Below are 18475 nucleotides of genomic sequence, written 5' to 3'. Positions count from 1 at the left end.
GAGGCGGCCACGAGGGCGGTCACGAGTCGGAGGGCTGATCGGATGCGACGGACGCGGATCGAGAAACCACGACGGCCGGCCCGGTCCCGCCGGTACGCGGAAGAGACGTCGGCGCTCGCCGAGTCCCTCGACCCGCGCGATCCGGACATCGTGCGCGCGAAGCGCCTGCGGCCGCGCCTCCAGGAGCCGGACGGCGCCACAGGCGCGTAGAGCCGGACGAAAACCGCATCACGGTACGTGCCCCGGGGGCCGTGCCGGCCCGAGGCCGGCGCGGCCCCCGGCGGGTGTGCGCCGCCGTGGGGACTCAGGTGTTGTCGGGACTTGGTCAACACGCTTCAATGCGGGGGAACTCGGGTCCCTGAACGGCGGCGTACGGATGTGAAGGCTCCGCCGCGCCGGCGGGGGTGGGCCCCGGGATGCCCCGCGCGAACGGTCTGACCAGCCGTTGTGGACATTCACAGAAAGGCCCCTGCATGCCGCACGCCACACAGCACGCGGACGTCGCCACCGCGGAACTGGACTCGGCCCTGCGCGGCGGACCGTTCCACGTCGCCCTGCGCGCCGCGATCGCCGCGCGGGGGCTGCCGTTGCAGCGGGTGCAGCACCATCTGTCGCGCCGCGGCGTGAAGGTCGGCGTCACCAGTCTCAGTTACTGGCAGCAGGGCGCCCGCCGCCCGCAGCGCCCGGAGTCGCTGCGCGCCGTACGGGCGCTGGAGGAGATCCTTCAGTTGCCGGAGGAATCGCTGATCCGGCTGCTCGCCGAGCCGGACGGGCGCACGGCGGACCGTCGCTCCCCCGGCCGGTCCTACCGCTCGCTGGTGGAGGCGTCGGGCGTGCTGGACCGGCTGCTGGCCGAGTTCGGCACCCGGCGCGACGGCGGGCTGCACACCCTCGGGCATCACGAGCGGGTGCGGATAGGGACGCGCCGCGAGCTGGCGGAGCGCGAGTCGCACCACATAGTGCGCGCGCACCGGGACGGTGTCGACCGCTATGTGGCCGTGTACCACGGCGGCCCCGGCTCCGCGCCGGAGCGGATGAGCGTGCACGCCCTGGAGAACTGCCGGACCGGCCGCGTCCGCTGGCACCACGACACCGGGGTGCTCGCCGCGGAGCTGCTCTTCGACACCCGGCTGCGGGCCGGTGACACCTTCCTCTTCCGCTACGCCGTCGAGGACGGCACGGCCGGCGTCTCACGCGAGTACCTGCGCGGGGCGGACTCCCCCGGTGGCCAGTACGCGCTCCAGGTGTGCTTCGACTCCGGGGTGCTCCCGGTGCGCTGTCACCGGTTCACCCAGCATTCGGCGGCGGCGCCGCGCGGCGGGCGCCAGGAGCTGCCGCTCAGCGGACGGCACCGCTCGGTGCACCTGGTGGAACCGCGTCTGCGGTCGGGCTACGTGGGGATCGCCTGGGACTGGGACTGACCCACCGGTCAGGTCTGCGGCCGCGCCACCATCGTGCCGTTCTCCACCTCGACGGTCAGCGGCTTCAGGGGGGCCACGGCCGGCTCGCGCAGCACCTTGCCGGTGGTGACGTCGAACTCGCTGCCGTGGCAGGGGCAGATCAGCTTCGTCCCGTCCAGCTTGTTGATCGGGCAGCCCGCGTGCGTGCAGACGGTGTTGTACGCCTTGAGGGTGCCGTCGCCGCCCCGGCTGACCACCACGTTGTGGTCCCGGTACAGCTTCGCGCCGCCCTCGGCGACCTCGCTCTCGGGGCCGAGCTCGACGGGTCCGGCCAGCGGCGCGGACCTGTCGTCGCCGCCCTGGCACGCGGTGAGGCCCAGTCCTGCGACGGGGGTGAGGGCCGCGCCCCGCAGGACGGTACGGCGGCTCGCGGCGGGTCGGGCGGGCATGAGGGCTCCACTGGCGGGACGGCGCGGACGGGGGTCACGCGGGACGATACCGGGGGCGGCCGCCCCGACTCCGCCCGGGTCGGAACCCAGCGTTCCGGAGCGGCACGGGCGGGCGCGACGGCAACCCCGGGAGCGCGGGTCCCGGCGCAGCGCCGACGCCGCCCCTCCCGCTGATCCCGCCGGGCTTCGCCACTCCGGCCACTGCGCCGCTCTTCCACTCGGCGCCGCTCTTGCGACTCAGGCCGCTCAGGCCGCTCCCGCCGCTCGCCTCGTTCCCGCCGTTCCCGCCCTTCCCGCCTTCCCGCCGTTCCCGCGGGCAGTCGTGCCGCAGGCCGGCACGGGCGGGTGATGGGGGCACCTCCCGCCCGCGCGCAGCCGAGAGTGCGGGAGGCACCCCACGAGCGCCGGGCTGCGCGCACATCCCCGGGTCCGCCCGACGCGCGTAAACGCTTGCGCAAACCTTTACGTCCACACCGGGTGGGATACGGTCCCCACCCGGCCCACGAGCGCACCGGAGGAGACCGCACGATGGCGACCATGGCGGACGTCGCACGCAGCGCCGACGTCTCCGTCGCGACCGTCTCGCACGTACTGAACGGCACCCGGCCGGTACTGCCGCACACCCGTCAGGCGGTCCTCGACGCCGTGGAGGAGCTCGGCTGCACCCCCAACACCCTCGCCCGCTCCTTGGTGACCTCCCGGACGCGGTCGATCGGCCTCGCGGTGTCGGCGATCAGCAACCCGTACTTCACGGAGATCCTGCGGGGCGTCGAGGCCGCGGCCCTGGAGCACGGCTACAGCCTCCTGATCGCCGATCCGCACGACGACCCGGTGCACGAACGCAAGGTCGCGCAGCTGCTGCACGAGCGCCGTGTGGACGGCATGATCGTCGCGCCCTCCGCACGACCGCGGGAGCTCCTCGCCCACCTCGGGCGCCACCGGGTGCCGGCCGTGTTCCTGGACCGGCTGGTCGACGCGTCCGAAGCCGGCGACGCACCGCGCTTCGACCAGGTCGGCGCCCAGAGCGCCGAACCGACGGCCCACCTGGTCACCCACCTCGCCGCTCTCGGCCACCGCCGCATCGCCCTGGTCGCCGGGCTGCCCGGGCTCAGCACGACCACCGAGCGGATCACCGGCTACCGGCACGGGCTGGCGGCCGCCGGCCTGCCGTACGACGAGCGGATCCTGGTGCACGGCGGCTCCTCGCCGGCGGGGGCGGAACGGGCCACTGCCGGCCTGCTGACCCTCGGTTCGCGTCCCACCGCGCTGGTCACCGCCGACAACGCCATGACGATCGGCGCGCCGCGGGCCCTGCGGACCCACGGGCTGTCCGTTCCCGGGGACATCGCCCTGTGCTGCTTCGACGACTTCGCCTGGGCGGACCTGTTCTCACCCCGCCTGACGGCCGTCGCCCAGCCCAGCAGGGACATCGGGGCCCGTGCCGTGCGGGTGCTCCTGGACCGCCTCGCCCACCCGGACCGCCCGGCCCGGACCGAACGGCTTCCGTGTGCCTTCGTGCACCGGAACTCCTGCGGCTGCCCGGAGGAACCGCGACGGCCCGCACGCCCCGACCTGCCGTAGCACCACCGAGCGTCCCCCGAGCCCCCGAGTCCCCGAGAAAGGACCCCTCTCGTGATCGTCGTAGCCGGTGAGGCACTGATCGACCTGGTACCGCGGGGCGCGGGCGCGCTCGCGGCGCTGACGCCCGCCCTCGGCGGCGGTCCCTTCAACACGGCGGTGGCACTGGGCCGCCTCGGCTCCCCCGTCGCCTTCTGCTCCCGGGTGTCCCGCGACGCCTTCGGTGAGGCGCTGCTGGACCGGCTGCGGGAGACCGGGGTGGACGTGACGGCCGTGCAGCGTGGCGACGAGCCGACGACGCTCGCCGTGGCCACCGTGGGCAGCGACGGCTCGGCGGCCTACTCCTTCTACGTGGAAGGGACGGCCGACCGGCTCTTCACGGCTCCCTCGGTATTGCCCGCCGGCACCCGCGCGGTCTCCTTCGGAACCTGCTCGCTCGTGCTGGAGCCGGGTGCGAGCGCCTACGAGGAGCTGATGCGCACCGCCTCCGCGCGGGGCGTCTTCACGGCACTGGACCCCAATGTGCGGGCGGGCTTGATCCCGGATCCCGACGCCTACCGGGCCCGGTTCAGGCACTGGCTGCCGTCGGTGTCGCTGCTGAAACTGTCGGAGGAGGACGCCCGGTGGCTCGGCGGAACACCGCGGGACTGGCTGGCGGCCGGTCCGGCGGCGGTCGTGGTGACCCGGGGCGGTGACGGGCTGACCGTGTTCACCCGCGAGGGCGAGGAGTACTCGGTGCCGGGTGAGCGGGTGCGGGTGGTGGACACGATCGGCGCCGGCGACACGGTGAACGCGGCGCTGCTGCACGGCCTGGCGGCCCGGGACGCGCTCAGCGAGGAGGGCGTGACCGCACTGGGAGCGGAGGGCTGGAAGGGGGCGCTCGGATTCGCGGCACGCGCGGCGGCGGTCACCTGCTCCCGGGCAGGTGCGGAACCGCCGTACGCGCACGAGCTGGAGCCGGGGACCCCGTGACGCCCGCCCGCCCGCACGCGCCGTGCCGCGCGGGGCGTGGGCCCCGGCGGCACGGCGCGTGCGTGCGGGCTTCGCAGGTCAGGACTTGGTGGCGCGCGTCGTCCTCTTCGCGGCGGCCTTGGTGGCCGTCTTCTTGGCGGCGGCACCGGCGACGGTCCTGGTCGCCGTCTTCCGGGTGGCGGACGTCGCGGCGGCCGTCTTCTTCGCGGCGGTCTTGCGCGGGGCCCGGACCTCGGTGGCGTCGCTGATCCGCTCGGCGCTGAGGATCTCCCGCAGGAACTTGCCGGTGTGGCTGGCCGGAACACCCGCCACCTGCTCGGGCGTGCCCTCCGCGACGACCAGCCCGCCGCCGGACCCGCCCTCGGGGCCCATGTCGACGACCCAGTCGGCGGTCTTGATCACGTCGAGGTTGTGCTCGATGACGATGACCGTGTTGCCCTTGTCCACCAGGCCGGACAGCACCGTCAGCAGCTTGCTGATGTCCTCGAAGTGCAGACCGGTGGTGGGCTCGTCCAGCACGTAGACCGTGCGGCCGGTGGAGCGCTTCTGCAGCTCGCTGGCGAGTTTCACGCGCTGTGCCTCGCCGCCGGACAGGGTGGTCGCGGACTGCCCGAGGCGGACGTAGCCGAGGCCGACGTCGTTGAGCGTCCTGAGGTGGCGCGAGATCGACGGGACCGCCTCGAAGAAGTGCATGGCCTCTTCGATCGGCATGTTCAGCACGTCGGCGATGGACTTGCCCTTGTAGTGGACCTCCAGGGTCTCCCGGTTGTAGCGGGCGCCGTGGCAGACCTCGCACGGAACGTACACGTCCGGGAGGAAGTTCATCTCGATCTTGATCGTGCCGTCGCCCGCGCAGTTCTCGCAGCGGCCGCCCTTGACGTTGAAGGAGAAGCGGCCCGGCAGGTAGCCGCGGACCTTCGCCTCCGTCGTCTCGGCGAACAGCTTGCGCACGTGGTCGAAGACACCCGTGTACGTCGCCGGGTTGGAGCGCGGGGTGCGGCCGATGGGCGACTGGTCGACGTGGACGACCTTGTCGACGAGGTCGTCGCCCTCCACACGCGTGTGCCGGCCGGGGACGCTGCGGGCTCCGTTCAGCTCGCGCGCCAGGTGGGTGTAGAGGATGTCGTTGACCAGCGTGGACTTGCCGGAGCCCGACACACCGGTGACCGCGGTGAACACGCCCAGCGGGAAGGAGACGTCGATGTCCTGCAGGTTGTTCTCGCGGGCACCGTGCACCGTGAGCCGGCGCGAGGGGTCGTGCGGGCGGCGGACAACGGGCAGCGGGATGGCCTTCTTGCCGGCCAGGTACTGGCCGGTCTGCGACTCCGCGTTCGCCAGCAGCTCCTTCAGGGAGCCGCTGTGGACGACCTTGCCGCCGTGCTCGCCGGCGCCGGGGCCGATGTCGACGATCCAGTCGGCGACCTTGATGGTGTCCTCGTCGTGCTCGACGACGATGAGCGTGTTGCCCATGTCGCGCAGCCGGACCAGCGTCTCGATGAGGCGGTGGTTGTCGCGCTGGTGCAGGCCGATGGACGGTTCGTCGAGGACGTAGAGCACGCCGACGAGTCCGGAGCCGATCTGGGTGGCGAGGCGGATGCGCTGGGCCTCGCCGCCGGAGAGGGTGCCCGCGGCGCGGTTGAGCGAGAGGTAGTCCAGGCCGACGTCGACCAGGAACCGCAGCCGCTCGTTGACCTCCTTGAGCACGCGCTCGGCGATCTTCTTGTCGCGCGCGGTGAGCTTCAGCTCGCCCAGGAAGTCCGCGCAGTCGCTGATGGACATGCCGGAGACCTCGGCGATCGACTTGCCCATGACCGTGACGGCGAGGACGACCGGCTTGAGCCGGGTGCCCTCACAGGTGGGGCAGGGCACCTCGCGCATGTAGCCCTCGAAGCGCTCCCGGCTGGCGTCGCTCTCGGCCTCGCTGTGCCGGCGCTTGACGAAGGGGACGGCGCCCTCGAACGCCGTCGTGTACCGGCGCTCGCGTCCGTAGCGGTTGCGGTACCGCACCTCGACCTGTGTCTTGTGGCCGTGCAGCAGGGCCTTCCTGGCCCGCAGCGGCAGCCCCGCGAACGGGATGTCCGTACGGAATCCCAGCGCGTCCGCGAGGGCGCCGATCAGGCGGTCGAAGTAGTCCCTGGTGTGGCCGTGCGACCACGGGTGGATGGCGCCCTCGTCGAGGCTCTTGTCCGGGTCGGGGACGATCAGCTCGGGGTCGACCTCCATGCGCGTGCCGATGCCGGTGCACTCGGGGCAGGCGCCGAAGGGCGAGTTGAAGGAGAAGGAGCGGGGCTCCAGCTCCTCGAAGGACAGGTCGTCGTACGGGCAGTACAGGTGCTCGGAGTACATGCGCTCGCGCTCGGGGTCGTCCTCGGGGAGGTCGACGAAGTCGAGCACGACCATGCCGCCGGAGAGTCCGAGGGCGGTCTCCACGGAGTCGGTGAGGCGGCGCTTGGCGCTGTCCTTGACCGTGAGGCGGTCGACGACCACCTCGATGGTGTGCTTCTCCTGCTTCTTCAGCGTGGGCGGCTGGGAGAGCTGGACCGTCTCGCCGTCCACCCGCGCGCGGGAGTAGCCCTTGGTCTGGAGGTCGGCGAAGAGGTCGACGAACTCGCCCTTGCGCTCGCGCACCAGCGGGGAGAGCACCTGGAAGCGGCTGCCCTCGGGCAGTTGCAGGACCTTGTCGACGATCGCCTGCGGCGACTGGCGGGAGATCGGGCGGCCGCACTCGGGACAGTGCGGCTTGCCGATGCGCGCGAAGAGCAGACGCAGGTAGTCGTAGACCTCGGTGATGGTGCCGACCGTCGAGCGCGGGTTGCGCGAGGTCGACTTCTGGTCGATGGAGACCGCCGGGGACAGCCCCTCGATGAAGTCGACGTCCGGCTTGTCCATCTGGCCCAGGAACTGCCGGGCGTACGAGGAGAGCGACTCGACGTAGCGCCGCTGCCCCTCGGCGAAGATCGTGTCGAAGGCCAGCGAGGACTTGCCCGACCCCGACAGGCCCGTGAAGACGATGAGCGAGTCGCGCGGGAGATCGAGCGAGACGTTCTTGAGGTTGTGCTCGCGCGCTCCACGGACGATGAGACGGTCGGCCACGCCGGTCCGCACCTTTCTTGAGAGAAGTGACAGGGGCGGGGCCCCCGTCTTCCTCAGACTAGGGGGAGCCACTGACAACGCCGGTTCGGGTTCACGGGTTGTCAACAATCCCCGGCTCTCCAGCATGCCCGACGCCGCACCCGACCTTATAGCACGTGCATTCGATTTAGCGTGCCGGTTCACTGCCTTCACCCGAAGGTGTGACGGGACTAGGGTCAGCACCATGATTGATCACGCTGATGACCTGGCGTCTGTACACGCCGCCACCGAGCGGCTGCTCACCGCGGTCGGTGCCCTGGACAACGCGGCTGTGACCCAGTCGTCACGCCTGCCCGGCTGGTCCCGCGGTCATGTCCTGGCCCACCTGGCCCGTAATGCCGACGCCCTGGTGAACGTCCTGGAGGGCCGTCCCATGTACGTCTCGGGCGAGGCCCGGGACGCCGACATCGAGCGGGGAGCCCCGCGCCCCCTCGACGCCCACCTCGCCGACCTGCGGGAGAGCGCGGAGCGCTTCCGCGCGGTGGGCGCGGCACCGGCGGACTGGTCGCGCACGGTGGAGCTGCGCAACGGTGTCACCGACCGGGCGGAGCGGGTGCCGTTCCGGCGCTGGGTCGAGGTGGAGCTGCACCACGTGGACCTCGGGATCGGCTACGAGCTGGAGGACCTGCCGGCGGGCTTCACGGAGCGGGAGATCGACTTCCTCGCGGCGAGGTTCGCCGGTCACCGGAACGTCCCGGCGACCACCCTGACCACCGTGGACGGCAGGACGTGGACGACCGGCGGCGGGGCGGACGGCGGCCCGGTCGCGGTCGAGGGGACGCCCGCCCAACTGCTCGGCTGGCTCGCCGGCCGCCGGGACGGCTCCGGCCTGGCGGTGAAGGGCGGCGGCCTCCCGTCGCTTCCCCCGCTGTAGGACGCCGGGGCGCCCCGACACCGGGGCCCGGTGCCGGGACGACCGGCGCGGGTTCCGGCGATAGGCTGACGGCCATGACGTACAGCGGTCGGGTGACGGTCGGCGGCCCAGCCGACGTGCACGAACTCAAGGACCTGATGATCACCAAGGTCGCGGTCGGTCCCATGGACAACAACGCCTACCTGCTGCGCTGCCGGTCCACCGACGAGCAGGTGCTGATCGACGCGGCCAACGACGCAAAGACCCTGCTGGGCACGATCGGTGACGACGGCATCGCGTCCGTCGTCACCACCCACCGGCACGGCGACCACTGGCAGGCCCTCGCCGAGGTCGTGGCGGCCACCGGCGCCCGCACCCACGCGGGCCGGGACGACGCCGAGGGCATCCCGGTGCCGACGGACGTGCTGGTCGACGACGGCGACGTCATCCGCGTGGGACGGGTGGAGCTCACCGCCCGCCATCTGGTCGGCCACACCCCCGGCTCGATCGCCCTCGTCTACGACGACCCCCACGGGCATCCGCACGTGTTCACCGGGGACTGTCTGTTCCCGGGCGGTCTGGGGAACACCCACAAGGATCCGGAGGCGTTCGCCAGTCTGATCCACGACGTAGAGACCAAGATCTTCGGCGTGCTGCCGGACGAGACCTGGGTCTACCCCGGCCACGGCAACGACACCACCCTGGGCGCGGAGCGCCCGCACCTGCCGGAGTGGCACGCGCGGGGCTGGTGACGGCGCGGGCGGGCCCGTGGTCGGGGCCGGTCCGATCGCCCGGGGCTCACGCCTCGGTCAGTCCCGGGCCGGCCAGTGCCGCGATCCGCTCCACCGCGAACACGTAGCCCTGCACCCCGCACCCCGCGATGACCCCGTCGGCGCGCAGGGAGACGTAGGAGTGGTGCCGGAAGGACTCGCGCCGGTGGATGTTGGAGATGTGGACCTCGATCACGGGCAGGCCGTCACAGGCGTTGAGGGCGTCCAGGATCGCGACGGAGGTGTGCGAGTAGGCGCCCGGGTTGATGACGATCCCGCAGTGGTTGAGCCGGGCCTCGTGGATCCAGTCCACCAGCTCGCCCTCGTGGTTGGACTGCCGCAGGTCCACCGTGCCGCCCCGCGCGGCCGCCGCCCCGGCGCACAGCGCCTCCACGTCGGTGAGCGTGTCCGAGCCGTAGATCTCCGGCTGGCGCTGCCCGAGCAGGTTCAGGTTGGGGCCGTTGAGGATCATGATCGGGGCGCTGGCCAGCGTGCGGGGCACGGTTCCTCCGGTCGGTCGGGTGGGGCGGTTCCCGCCGGAACCGCTGCTCGCCCCCGGTTTATCACGGTGCGGCGCACGGCCGTTGGGCCCTAACCTCCCGCCATGACGACACTCTCGTACCCTCCCAAGCCCTCCCCGGGTGACCGCGTCGCCGTGCTCTCCCCCTCCTCGGGTCTGCCAGGACTCCTCCCGCTCCCCTACGAGCTGGGGCTGCGACGGCTGCGCGAGGAGTACGGGCTGGAGCCGGTCGAGTACCCGGCGACGCGCACGATGGGCGCGACACCGCGGCAGCGTGCCGACGACCTCCACGCCGCCTTCGCCGACCCGGACGTCAAGGCGGTCTTCGCGTCGATCGGCGGTGACGACCAGATCACCGTGGTGCCCCTGCTGGACCGGGAGTTGATCCGCGCCAACCCGAAGCCGTTCTTCGGGATGAGCGACAACACCAACCTCCTCGCCCTTCTCCGCGAGAGCGGGATCGTCGGGTTCCACGGGGGGACCGTGATGGTCGAGCTGGGCCGCCCCGGGGCGATGCATCCGCAGACCGCCGAGTCCCTGCGGGCCGCTTTGTTCACCCCGGGCGAGTACGAACTGCGTCCGGCCGAACGGTGGCGTGACATGGACCGTGACTGGGCCGATCCGGCGACGTTCGACGCGGAGCCGGAGACGCGGCCGGGGACTGGCTGGACCTGGCTGAACGCCGACCGCCTGGTCGAGGGCCGCACCTGGGGCGGGTGCCTGGAGATCGTCGGCTGGATGCTGATGGCCGGCCGCGGCGTCGCGCGGGACCTGTCCGAGTACGACGGCGGCGTGCTGTTCCTGGAGACCTCGGAGGAGCTGCCGAGCGGGGAGGAGGTCTTCCGCACCCTGCGGAACATGGGTGAGCGGGGACTGCTCGGACGTTTCTCGGCGCTCCTGATGGGCCGTCCGAAGACGTGGTCCTTCGAGCGGCCGCACACGCCGGAGGAGGCCGCGGCCTACGCCACCGAGCAGCGTGAGGCCGTGACGCGGGCGATGCGGGCCTACGCGCCCGAGGCCGTCGTCGTCTTCGACGTGGACCTCGGGCACACCGATCCGCATGTGGTGATCCCCTACGGGGGCCTGGTCCGTGTCGACGGGCCCGCCCGGCGCATCACCGTCACCTACTGAAGCCGGGCGGAACCGCCGTCCTACGGATTGACCGCCAGCTCCAGGTAGGCGGCGAGCAGCACCAGGTGCACACCGCCCTGAAGCGGCGTGGCCCGGCCGGGCACCACGGTCAGCGCGCCCACGACCATGGTCAGGGCGAGCAGCACCATATGGGTGTTGCCGAGGCCGAGGACGAGGGGGCCGGGGAGCCACAGGGAGGCCAGCGCGACGGCGGGGATGGTCAGGCCGATGCTGGCCATCGCCGAGCCGAGGGCGAGGTTCATGCTGGTCTGCACCTGGTCGCGGCGCGCGGAGCGCACCGCGGCGATGGTCTCCGGGAGGAGAACCAGCAGGGCGATGATCACACCGACGACGGAGTGGGGCAGCCCCGCGCTCTCCACTCCGGACTCGATCGTGGGCGAGACCCCTTTGGCCAGGCCGACCACTCCGACCAGGGCCAGGCCCAGCAGACCCAGGCTGGTCACGGCGGTGCGGGTGGACGGCGCCGGGGCGTGCTCGTCCGGCGCGGGCGCCTCGCCCTGCTTGCTCACCGGCAGGAAGTAGTCGCGATGTCTGACGGTCTGGGTGGCGACGAACAGGGCGTAGAGGATCAGCGAGGAGACCGCCGCGAACGAGAGTTGCACGGTGGAGAACTCCGGGCCCGGCTTGCTCGTGGTGAACGTCGGCAGGACCAGGCTGAGGGTCGCCAGGGTGGCCACCGTGGCGAGGGCCGCTCCGGTGCCCTCGGAGTTGAAGACGGCGGTGCCGTGACGCAGCGAGCCGACCAGCAGGCTCAGTCCGAGAATTCCGTTGACGGTGATCATCACGGCCGCGAACACGGTGTCCCTGGCGAGCGTCGCGCTCTTGTCCCCGCCGTCGATCATCAGCGTGACGATCAGCGCCACCTCGATGACGGTGACGGCGACGGCGAGGACCAGGGAGCCGAAGGGCTCACCGACCCGGTGCGCGACGACTTCGGCATGGTGCACGGCCGCCAGCACGGACCCCGCGAGCACCAGGGTCACCACCACGACGAGCCAGCCGGGCAGGTCCCGCCCCCACGTCAGCACCAGCAGCATCACGGCGAGGGCGGGCACCACGGTCGTCCACTGCGCCGCGAGCGGCCTGAGCCGAGCGATCATGGTGCGATTGTCCCGGACGGGACGGGGCGTCGCACTTCGCCGGGGTCCTGCGCCCGACGGCCGACCGTGGCGGGCACGAGAGGTGTCACCGCCGCACGGCGGGTCCCTCCGCTGCGCCCTCCTGATCGTCTCGGGGTCATCAGTGCCATGCATGGCCTCCTCGTACGAGTCGGACACGGTCGGCGCCGGCGGGCGGCGCGGGTGGGAGCAGGAGGGCACCGGGAGCGGTGGCCGGCGTTGTGCTGCCCTCCGTTCCCGGTGCCCGTGTTTCCCTGTCCGACAGGGTCAGACGTCGATGCTGTTCTTCGTGGGGGTGTCCTCCCGCTCCCCGGCCGCCGCGGCCTGTGCCTGCTTGCGGGAGGCGCGGAGGCTGGTGATCGTGGTGACGACCAGGACCGAGCAGATCACGCCCAGCGAGACGGGGATGCTGATCTCCGGCACGTGCACCCCGGACTCGTGCAGTGCGTGCAGCACGAGCTTCACGCCGATGAAGCCGAGGATGATCGACAGCCCGTAGGAAAGGTGCACCAGCTTCCTCAGCAGTCCGCCGATGAGGAAGTACAGCTGCCTGAGGCCCATCAGCGCGAACGCGTTCGCCGTGAACACGATGTACGGGTCCTGCGTCAGGCCGAAGATCGCGGGGATCGAGTCGAGCGCGAACAGGACGTCCGTGGTGCCGATGGCGAGCATGACGACCAGCATCGGGGTCATGACCCGCTTGCCGTTCTGCTCTATCCAGAGCTTGGTGCCGTGGTACCGGTCGGCCACACCGAAGCGGCGCTCGGCAGCCTTCAGCAGCTTGTTCTCCTCGAACTCCTCGTCCTCCTCGTCGGCCCGGGCCTCCTGGATGAGCTTCCAGGCGGTCCAGATCAGGAAGGCGCCGAAGAGGTAGAACACCCACGAGAAGCTGGCGATGATGGCGGCGCCGGCGGCGATGAAGATCGCGCGCAGCACCAGGGCGATGAGCACACCGACGAGGAGCACCCGCTGCTGGTACTGCGACGGAACCGCGAACTTCGCCATGATCAGGACGAAGACGAAGAGGTTGTCGACGCTCAGCGACTTCTCGGTGATGTAGCCGGCGAAGAACTCGCCCGCGGGCTGTCCCCCGCCCCAGACCAGCAGACCGAGCCCGAAGAGGGCGGCCAGGACGATCCAGACGATGGTCCAGATTCCGGCCTCTTTGACGGACACGTCATGCGGCTTGCGGCCGATGAAGAAGTCGACCGCGATGAGGGCGCACAGGCCCACGATCGTCAGGACCCACAGGGTCAAGGAAACATCCACTGCGCCTCCGGCAGTACGTCACAGGGCAAATGTCAGCGTCGTCGCTGCCGGAGGTCTCTTCCACCCGGGCCTCCGGCGCTCGATCGCGCCGGACGGTCCTTCGGGCCGACGCCCCGGGATCTGGCCTGATCCGTATTGACGGGGTCGCCGCACAGACAGGGAGTACTCCCCTCCGTGCGGTCAACAGTACCGAATCACCAAGGATTGGTAAAGGCTCAAGTAAAGAAACTCACAAAGACCCAGCTCACGGGGGCTTTGCATGGGCTTGATCAAAGGCCGCGAGGTCACCTGTTCCAGGCACGGCGGGCCGCTGCGACCTGGGTGAGCACCTGGTGGAGAACCTGGCTGCCCGGCGGCACCAGCGGTGGCTCGTACGTCCAGGCGTGCCCCACCCACGGGTCGGCCAGATGGTCGTCGGGCACGGGGGTCAGCCGCAGCAGCGAGCGCCACAGCGGGTCGAGGAGCGGGCCGTAGCCCCCGGACTCCTCACGGTCGGCGACCATCATCAGGTGGACGCCGACCGACGGACCCTCGTCGGCGAGGTAGCGCAACTGGTTCACCGCCCGGTCGTCGAAACCGTGCGGGAAGTCGTTGACGATCAGCAGGTGCTGGGAGGTGTCGAATCCGGGCGGCAGCGCGTCCGGGGCGCCTCCGCGCAGGGCCATCTGCACCAGGTCGACCCGCTGGGTGAGCCGGCCCAGCACCTCCGTCACGCCCGCCGCCCCCTGTGCGGGCGGGACCGCCAGTACGCCGGTCTGCGTCAGGGGTGCCAGCGCCTGCGTGCCGGACCCGGCCGGATCGACGACGTGCACGGTGAACTCGCCGGCCGGATAGACGGCCAGCAGCCGGGCCGCGTGCGCCACCGCCGCCTCCATGGCGAGGCGCCGCATGTCGTGCGAGTCGGTGAACGACCCGTCCACGGAGTCGGCGCGCCCGCTGTCGATCCACAGACCGCGCTCCAGCGGCAGCCGGAGCAGCATCGGGATGCGGATCCGTTCGGCCTCGGGGAGGCGCAGGTCGCCCAGGCGGAGCGCCATGGGTATCTCCATCGGCACCCGGTACGCGTGCCAGGCGGGGTTGTCCCAGCGGGCGAAGGCGGGGGGCAGTGCGGGCTCGACGACCTCGGCCTCGGCCACGAGCTGGGCGAGGTCCCGGTCGAGGGACTCCCGCGCCCGGCCGACGAGCTGGGCGTGCCGGGCCCGGGCGCTCTCGCGGGCGGCGTCGCCCTGACCGCCGATCCGGTTGCGCGGGTCGGACAGGGCCTGCTCGAGCTCCTTGTCCATGCGCGACTCGGCGAAGTCGACGGCGCTGCGGTAGGCGGCGGTGGTGCGGGCCAGGTCCTCGAACATGCCCCAGACCTGGTTGTAGAGGCGCTCCTCCATGGACCAGCCGGTCGCGTCCCCGGCCACGGGCTGCGCGGGCTGGCCGGGCGGGGCCTGCGGCGCGGCCGGCGGCGGTGGCGGCGGAGCGGAGGTCTGCCGGCGGGGGTGGCTGTAGTCGACCGGGCCGCCGGCGGTCGCCGACGGTTCCGCGGCGCCGGTCGCGCCGTACGCCGGCTGGGGTCCGCCCTGCCCGGGCCCGCCGGCCGGCTGCCCGCCGTACGACGGCGGCACCGGGCCGGGCGCGCCCTGGGGTACGGCGCCGCCCTGGTCGGGGCCGACCGCGGGGGCGGCCGCCTGTCGCGAACGGTCCCCGTCGGGGGTGCGGGGCGGGGGTGCCTGCACGGAACGGGCGAGGCCCGTCGCGATCGCCTCGTCGATGCTGCCCGCGAGCTGCACGGCCTCGGGCAGGCCCTGGTCGGTGAGGAGTTCCGTCAGACCGCCCGCGTAGCCCTGGCCGACTGCGCGCACTTTCCAGGCGCCCTGCCTCCGGTAGAGCTCCAGCGCGACGACGGCCGACTCGGCCTCCAGGCCCGTGATGGTGTAACTGGCGACCTCGTCGCCGTCCAGCCCGGTGACGGCGACGAAGGGGGCCGCCACGGCGCCGAACCGGGCGGGCCCCGGAACGCCGCCGGGGGCGGGCAGGGAGAGCAGCACGCTGACGCGGTGGACCGCGTCCGTCATGGCGTCCAGGTCGACGGCGAGACGGTGGTCGGCGGCCGCCTGACGCGACACCTCCAGCCCGGGCCGGGTGGGGGCGCCCGGGTGGGCCACCCAGTCCGTCCCGTGGATCCGGCCGTTCTCGTCGCCGAGCGCGGCCGCGGCCACGACCGGCGTGCCGGCGGAGATCCGGATCTCCAGACGGGACTGGGAGAGCGGGTGGTTCTGTCCCCGCACCAGCTCGGCCGTCATCGCCTTCGTCCCCCTGTGTCGCATGTGATGGATCGTGTGCCGCTCACCGGCCCGGCGAGGGGCCGGTGAGCCCTTCGGGTGCCTAGAGGACCGGCAGGATCGCCGGCATCAGGTCCTGGAAGGTGCGGCCGTTGGCCGGGTTGCCGAGCGCCGTCATCGTCCAGCCCGTGCCGTTGCGGTGCACCTTGGCCATGATCTGGGCCGTGTAGGCGCCGCCGCCGGCCAGCGTGTAGCGCGCGAGTTCCTGGCCGTTGGTCTCGTCGACGAGGCGGCAGAAGGCGTTCTGCACCTCCTGGAAGGTCTGGCCCGTGAAGGAGTTCACGGTGAAGACGATCTGGTCGATGTGGACGGGGACGCGCGACAGGTCGACGAGGATGGCCTCGTCGTCGCCGCCCTGGCCGACACCGCCGACGAGGTTGTCACCGGTGTGGCGCACGGAGCCGTCGTCGCTCACGAGGTGGCGGAAGAAGACGACGTCGACCGGCTGCTTGTCGGCGAACAGGACGGCCGAGGCGTCCAGGTCGATCTCCCGGGTGCGCGAGCCGAACAGGCCGCGACGGGGAGCCGCCTGCCAGCCGAGACCCATGCGCACCGCGGTCAGGCTGCCGCCGTCGTTCTTCTGCAGACTGATGGCCTGACCCTTGGTCATGTTGACGGTCACGCGCTGATTCCCCTCTCGAACTGTCCCCTGTTGCCGCGGAACCGCGGTTGACCAGAACCCTACGCAGGGGCACTGACAGTGACGTACTCCGGTCCGCACTTTGTGGCGTTCTTGCAACACATCCCGTACGCGGCCGTCAGGACAGGCCGGCCTCCTGCATCTGCCGCAGTTCCTTCTTCATCTCCGACACCTCGTCGCGCAGCCGGGCGGCGATCTCGAACTGCAGGTCGGCGGCGGCGGCGCGCATGCGCGCGGTGAGTTCCTCGATCTGCCCGGCGAGTTCGGCGGCGGGACGGTCGGTCGGCGCGGTCGCGGCGGCCTTGCCCCTGGCACCCCTGGCTTTCGTCGCGCCCTTGGCGGCCTTGTTCCCGAGGGAGGGCACGGGCGCCTTGGTGCCGCCGCCGTCCTTCTTGGCCTGGCGGTAGCCCGAGCCGAGGAGTTGCTCGGTGTCGATGTCCTCGCGGGCGATCTGCGCGACGATGTCGTTGATCTTCTTGCGCAGGGGCTGCGGGTCGATGCCGTTCGCCCGGTTGTACGCGATCTGCTTCTCCCGGCGGCGGTTGGTCTCGTCGATGGCCTTCTCCATCGCCGGGGTCATCTTGTCGGCGTACATGTGGACCTGTCCGGAGACGTTGCGCGCCGCGCGGCCGATGGTCTGGATCAGGGAGGTGCCCGAGCGCAGGAAGCCCTCCTTGTCGGCGTCGAGGATGGCCACCAGGGACACCTCGGGGAGGTCGAGGCCCTCGCGCAGCAGGTTGATGCCGACGAGGACGTCGTACTCGCCGCTGCGCAGCTCCCGCAGCAGTTCGACGCGACGCAGGGTGTCGACGTCGCTGTGCAGGTAGCGCACCTGGATGCCCAGTTCGAGGAAGTAGTCGGTGAGGTCCTCGGCCATCTTCTTGGTGAGCGTGGTGACCAGGACGCGTTCGTCCTTCTCCACGCGCGCGCGGATCTCGTGGACCAGGTCGTCGATCTGGCCCTCGGTGGGCTTGACCACGACCTCGGGGTCGACGAGGCCGGTGGGGCGGATGATCTGCTCGACGAAGCCGTCCGAGCGGGAGAGCTCGTACTGTCCGGGGGTGGCCGACAGATAGACGGTCTGGCCGACGCGCTCCTGGAACTCCTCCCACTTCAGCGGTCGGTTGTCCAGGGCGGAGGGCAGCCGGAAGCCGTGGTCGACGAGGGTGCGCTTCCGGGAGGCGTCGCCCTCGTACATGGCACCGATCTGGGGGACGGTGACGTGCGACTCGTCGATGACGAGGAGGAAGTCGTCCGGGAAGTAGTCCAGCAGGGTGTTCGGCGGCGAGCCCGGTGAGCGGCCGTCGAAGTGCATCGAGTAGTTCTCCACACCGGAGCAGGAGCCGATCTGGCGGAGCATCTCGATGTCGTACGCGGTCCGCATGCGCAGCCGCTGGGCCTCCAGGAGCTTGCCCTGGTTCTCCAGCTCGGACAGGCGCTCGCCGAGCTCCTTCTCGATGTCGTTGACCGCGCGCTCCAGCCGCTCGGGGCCAGCGACGTAGTGGGAGGCGGGGAAGACGTACAGCTGCTGGTCGTCGCTGATGATCTCGCCCGTGAGCGGGTGGAGGGTGGACAGCGCCTCGATCTCGTCGCCGAACATCTCGATGCGGACGGCCAGCTCCTCGTAGACCGGGAAGATCTCGACGGTGTCGCCGCGGACCCGGAAGGTGCCGCGGGTGAAGGCCATGTCGTTGCGCGTGTACTGGATGTCCACGAAGCGGCGCAGCAGCTCGTCGCGGTCGTGCTCGTCGCCGACGCGGAGGGGGACCATGCGGTCCACGTACTCCTGCGGCGTGCCCAGGCCGTAGATGCAGGAGACGGAGGCGACCACGACGACGTCGCGGCGGGTGAGCAGCGAGTTGGTCGCCGAGTGGCGCAGTCGTTCGACCTCCTCGTTGATGGAGGAGTCCTTCTCGATGTAGGTGTCCGACTGGGGAACGTACGCCTCGGGCTGGTAGTAGTCGTAGTACGAGACGAAGTACTCGACCGCGTTGTTCGGCAGCAGCTCGCGGAACTCGTTGGCCAGCTGTGCGGCCAGGGTCTTGTTCGGCGCCATCACCAGGGTGGGGCGCTGGAGCTTCTCGATCATCCACGCGGTGGTGGCGGACTTGCCGGTACCGGTCGCGCCGAGCAGGACGACGTCCTTCTCGCCTGCTTCGATGCGCCGGGCGAGGTCGGCGATGGCCGCGGGCTGGTCGCCGCTCGGCTGGTAGGGGCTGACGACCTCGAAGGGCGCCACCGTGCGTTCGATCTGGGAAACGGGCCGCATGCCATCCACCGTACGACCCCCCA

15 protein-coding genes are annotated in these 18475 nt (G+C 71.6%); 7 read left to right on the top strand and 8 right to left on the bottom strand.

Going from position 1 to position 18475, the window contains the following annotated elements; translation table 11 throughout:
• Window positions 1–42: 42 nt before the first annotated feature.
• Both BU52_RS35800 and BU52_RS25825 read left to right on the top strand, forming a co-directional pair.
• A complete protein-coding gene (locus BU52_RS35800) occupies window positions 43–210 on the top strand; it encodes a hypothetical protein (RefSeq protein ID WP_167343543.1) in 168 nt (55 codons plus the stop codon).
• A 263-nt stretch (window positions 211–473) separates the two neighbouring features.
• A complete protein-coding gene (locus BU52_RS25825; RefSeq protein WP_037938598.1) occupies window positions 474–1421 on the top strand; it encodes a hypothetical protein in 948 nt (315 codons plus the stop codon).
• 8 nt (window positions 1422–1429) lie between these two features.
• Here BU52_RS25825 and BU52_RS25820 read toward each other — a convergent pair whose 3' ends face one another.
• Window positions 1430–1849: a Rieske (2Fe-2S) protein gene (locus tag BU52_RS25820; RefSeq protein WP_037938597.1), complete on the bottom strand. Its 420-nt coding sequence runs from the start codon at window positions 1847–1849 to the stop codon at window positions 1430–1432.
• A gap of 528 nt (window positions 1850–2377) precedes the next feature.
• Here BU52_RS25820 and BU52_RS25815 point away from each other — a divergent pair.
• Both BU52_RS25815 and BU52_RS25810 read left to right on the top strand, forming a co-directional pair.
• Window positions 2378–3430, top strand: a complete 1053-nt coding sequence (locus BU52_RS25815; protein ID WP_037938595.1) for a LacI family DNA-binding transcriptional regulator — start codon at window positions 2378–2380, stop codon at window positions 3428–3430.
• Window positions 3431–3481: 51 nt separating this feature from the next.
• Window positions 3482–4399, top strand: coding sequence for a carbohydrate kinase family protein (locus BU52_RS25810; RefSeq protein ID WP_037938592.1), 918 nt, complete (start codon window positions 3482–3484; stop codon window positions 4397–4399).
• Between the two features lie 78 nt (window positions 4400–4477).
• Here BU52_RS25810 and uvrA read toward each other — a convergent pair whose 3' ends face one another.
• The gene (gene uvrA / locus BU52_RS25805) at window positions 4478–7492 is read right to left on the bottom strand and encodes an excinuclease ABC subunit UvrA (RefSeq protein WP_037938589.1); all 3015 of its coding nucleotides are present in this window, start codon (window positions 7490–7492) and stop codon (window positions 4478–4480) included.
• Window positions 7493–7715: 223 nt separating this feature from the next.
• On the opposite strand from uvrA, the gene BU52_RS25800 reads away from it, so the two are divergent.
• Window positions 7716–8405: a maleylpyruvate isomerase family mycothiol-dependent enzyme gene (locus tag BU52_RS25800; RefSeq protein ID WP_037938587.1), complete on the top strand. Its 690-nt coding sequence runs from the start codon at window positions 7716–7718 to the stop codon at window positions 8403–8405.
• Window positions 8406–8479: 74 nt separating this feature from the next.
• On the top strand, window positions 8480–9136 hold the full coding sequence (locus BU52_RS25795; protein WP_037938586.1) for an MBL fold metallo-hydrolase: 657 nt from the start codon (window positions 8480–8482) through the stop codon (window positions 9134–9136).
• Window positions 9137–9182: 46 nt separating this feature from the next.
• Here the strand turns inward: BU52_RS25795 and aroQ are convergent, their stop codons facing one another.
• Complete coding sequence (aroQ, locus tag BU52_RS25790) at window positions 9183–9656, bottom strand: type II 3-dehydroquinate dehydratase (protein WP_037938583.1); 474 nt, start codon at window positions 9654–9656, stop codon at window positions 9183–9185.
• 102 nt (window positions 9657–9758) lie between these two features.
• Between aroQ and BU52_RS25785 the strand changes: the two genes are divergently transcribed.
• Window positions 9759–10805: a S66 family peptidase gene (locus BU52_RS25785; protein WP_037938581.1), complete on the top strand. Its 1047-nt coding sequence runs from the start codon at window positions 9759–9761 to the stop codon at window positions 10803–10805.
• A 20-nt stretch (window positions 10806–10825) separates the two neighbouring features.
• Here BU52_RS25785 and BU52_RS25780 read toward each other — a convergent pair whose 3' ends face one another.
• From BU52_RS25780 to uvrB, 5 genes are all read right to left on the bottom strand, one after another.
• The gene (locus BU52_RS25780; RefSeq protein WP_037938577.1) at window positions 10826–11926 is read right to left on the bottom strand and encodes a calcium:proton antiporter; all 1101 of its coding nucleotides are present in this window, start codon (window positions 11924–11926) and stop codon (window positions 10826–10828) included.
• Window positions 11927–12211: 285 nt separating this feature from the next.
• The gene (locus BU52_RS25775) at window positions 12212–13213 is read right to left on the bottom strand and encodes a TerC/Alx family metal homeostasis membrane protein (RefSeq protein ID WP_037938570.1); all 1002 of its coding nucleotides are present in this window, start codon (window positions 13211–13213) and stop codon (window positions 12212–12214) included.
• A gap of 284 nt (window positions 13214–13497) precedes the next feature.
• Window positions 13498–15504 (bottom strand): TerD family protein, encoded by a 2007-nt coding sequence (locus BU52_RS25770; RefSeq protein WP_037938567.1) that lies wholly within the window; start codon window positions 15502–15504, stop codon window positions 13498–13500.
• An 82-nt stretch (window positions 15505–15586) separates the two neighbouring features.
• Entirely contained in the window at window positions 15587–16165 is a 579-nt protein-coding gene (locus BU52_RS25765) for a TerD family protein (RefSeq protein WP_037938564.1), read from the bottom strand.
• Between the two features lie 136 nt (window positions 16166–16301).
• Window positions 16302–18452, bottom strand: a complete 2151-nt coding sequence (uvrB, locus tag BU52_RS25760) for an excinuclease ABC subunit UvrB (protein ID WP_037938559.1) — start codon at window positions 18450–18452, stop codon at window positions 16302–16304.
• Between the last annotated feature and the right edge of the window lie 23 nt (window positions 18453–18475).

This window comes from Streptomyces toyocaensis, assembly GCF_000725125.1.
GTDB lineage: Bacteria > Actinomycetota > Actinomycetes > Streptomycetales > Streptomycetaceae > Streptomyces > Streptomyces toyocaensis.
Note: the sequence above shows the minus strand (reverse complement) of the source record. Positions and strands in the feature narration are given on the sequence as shown.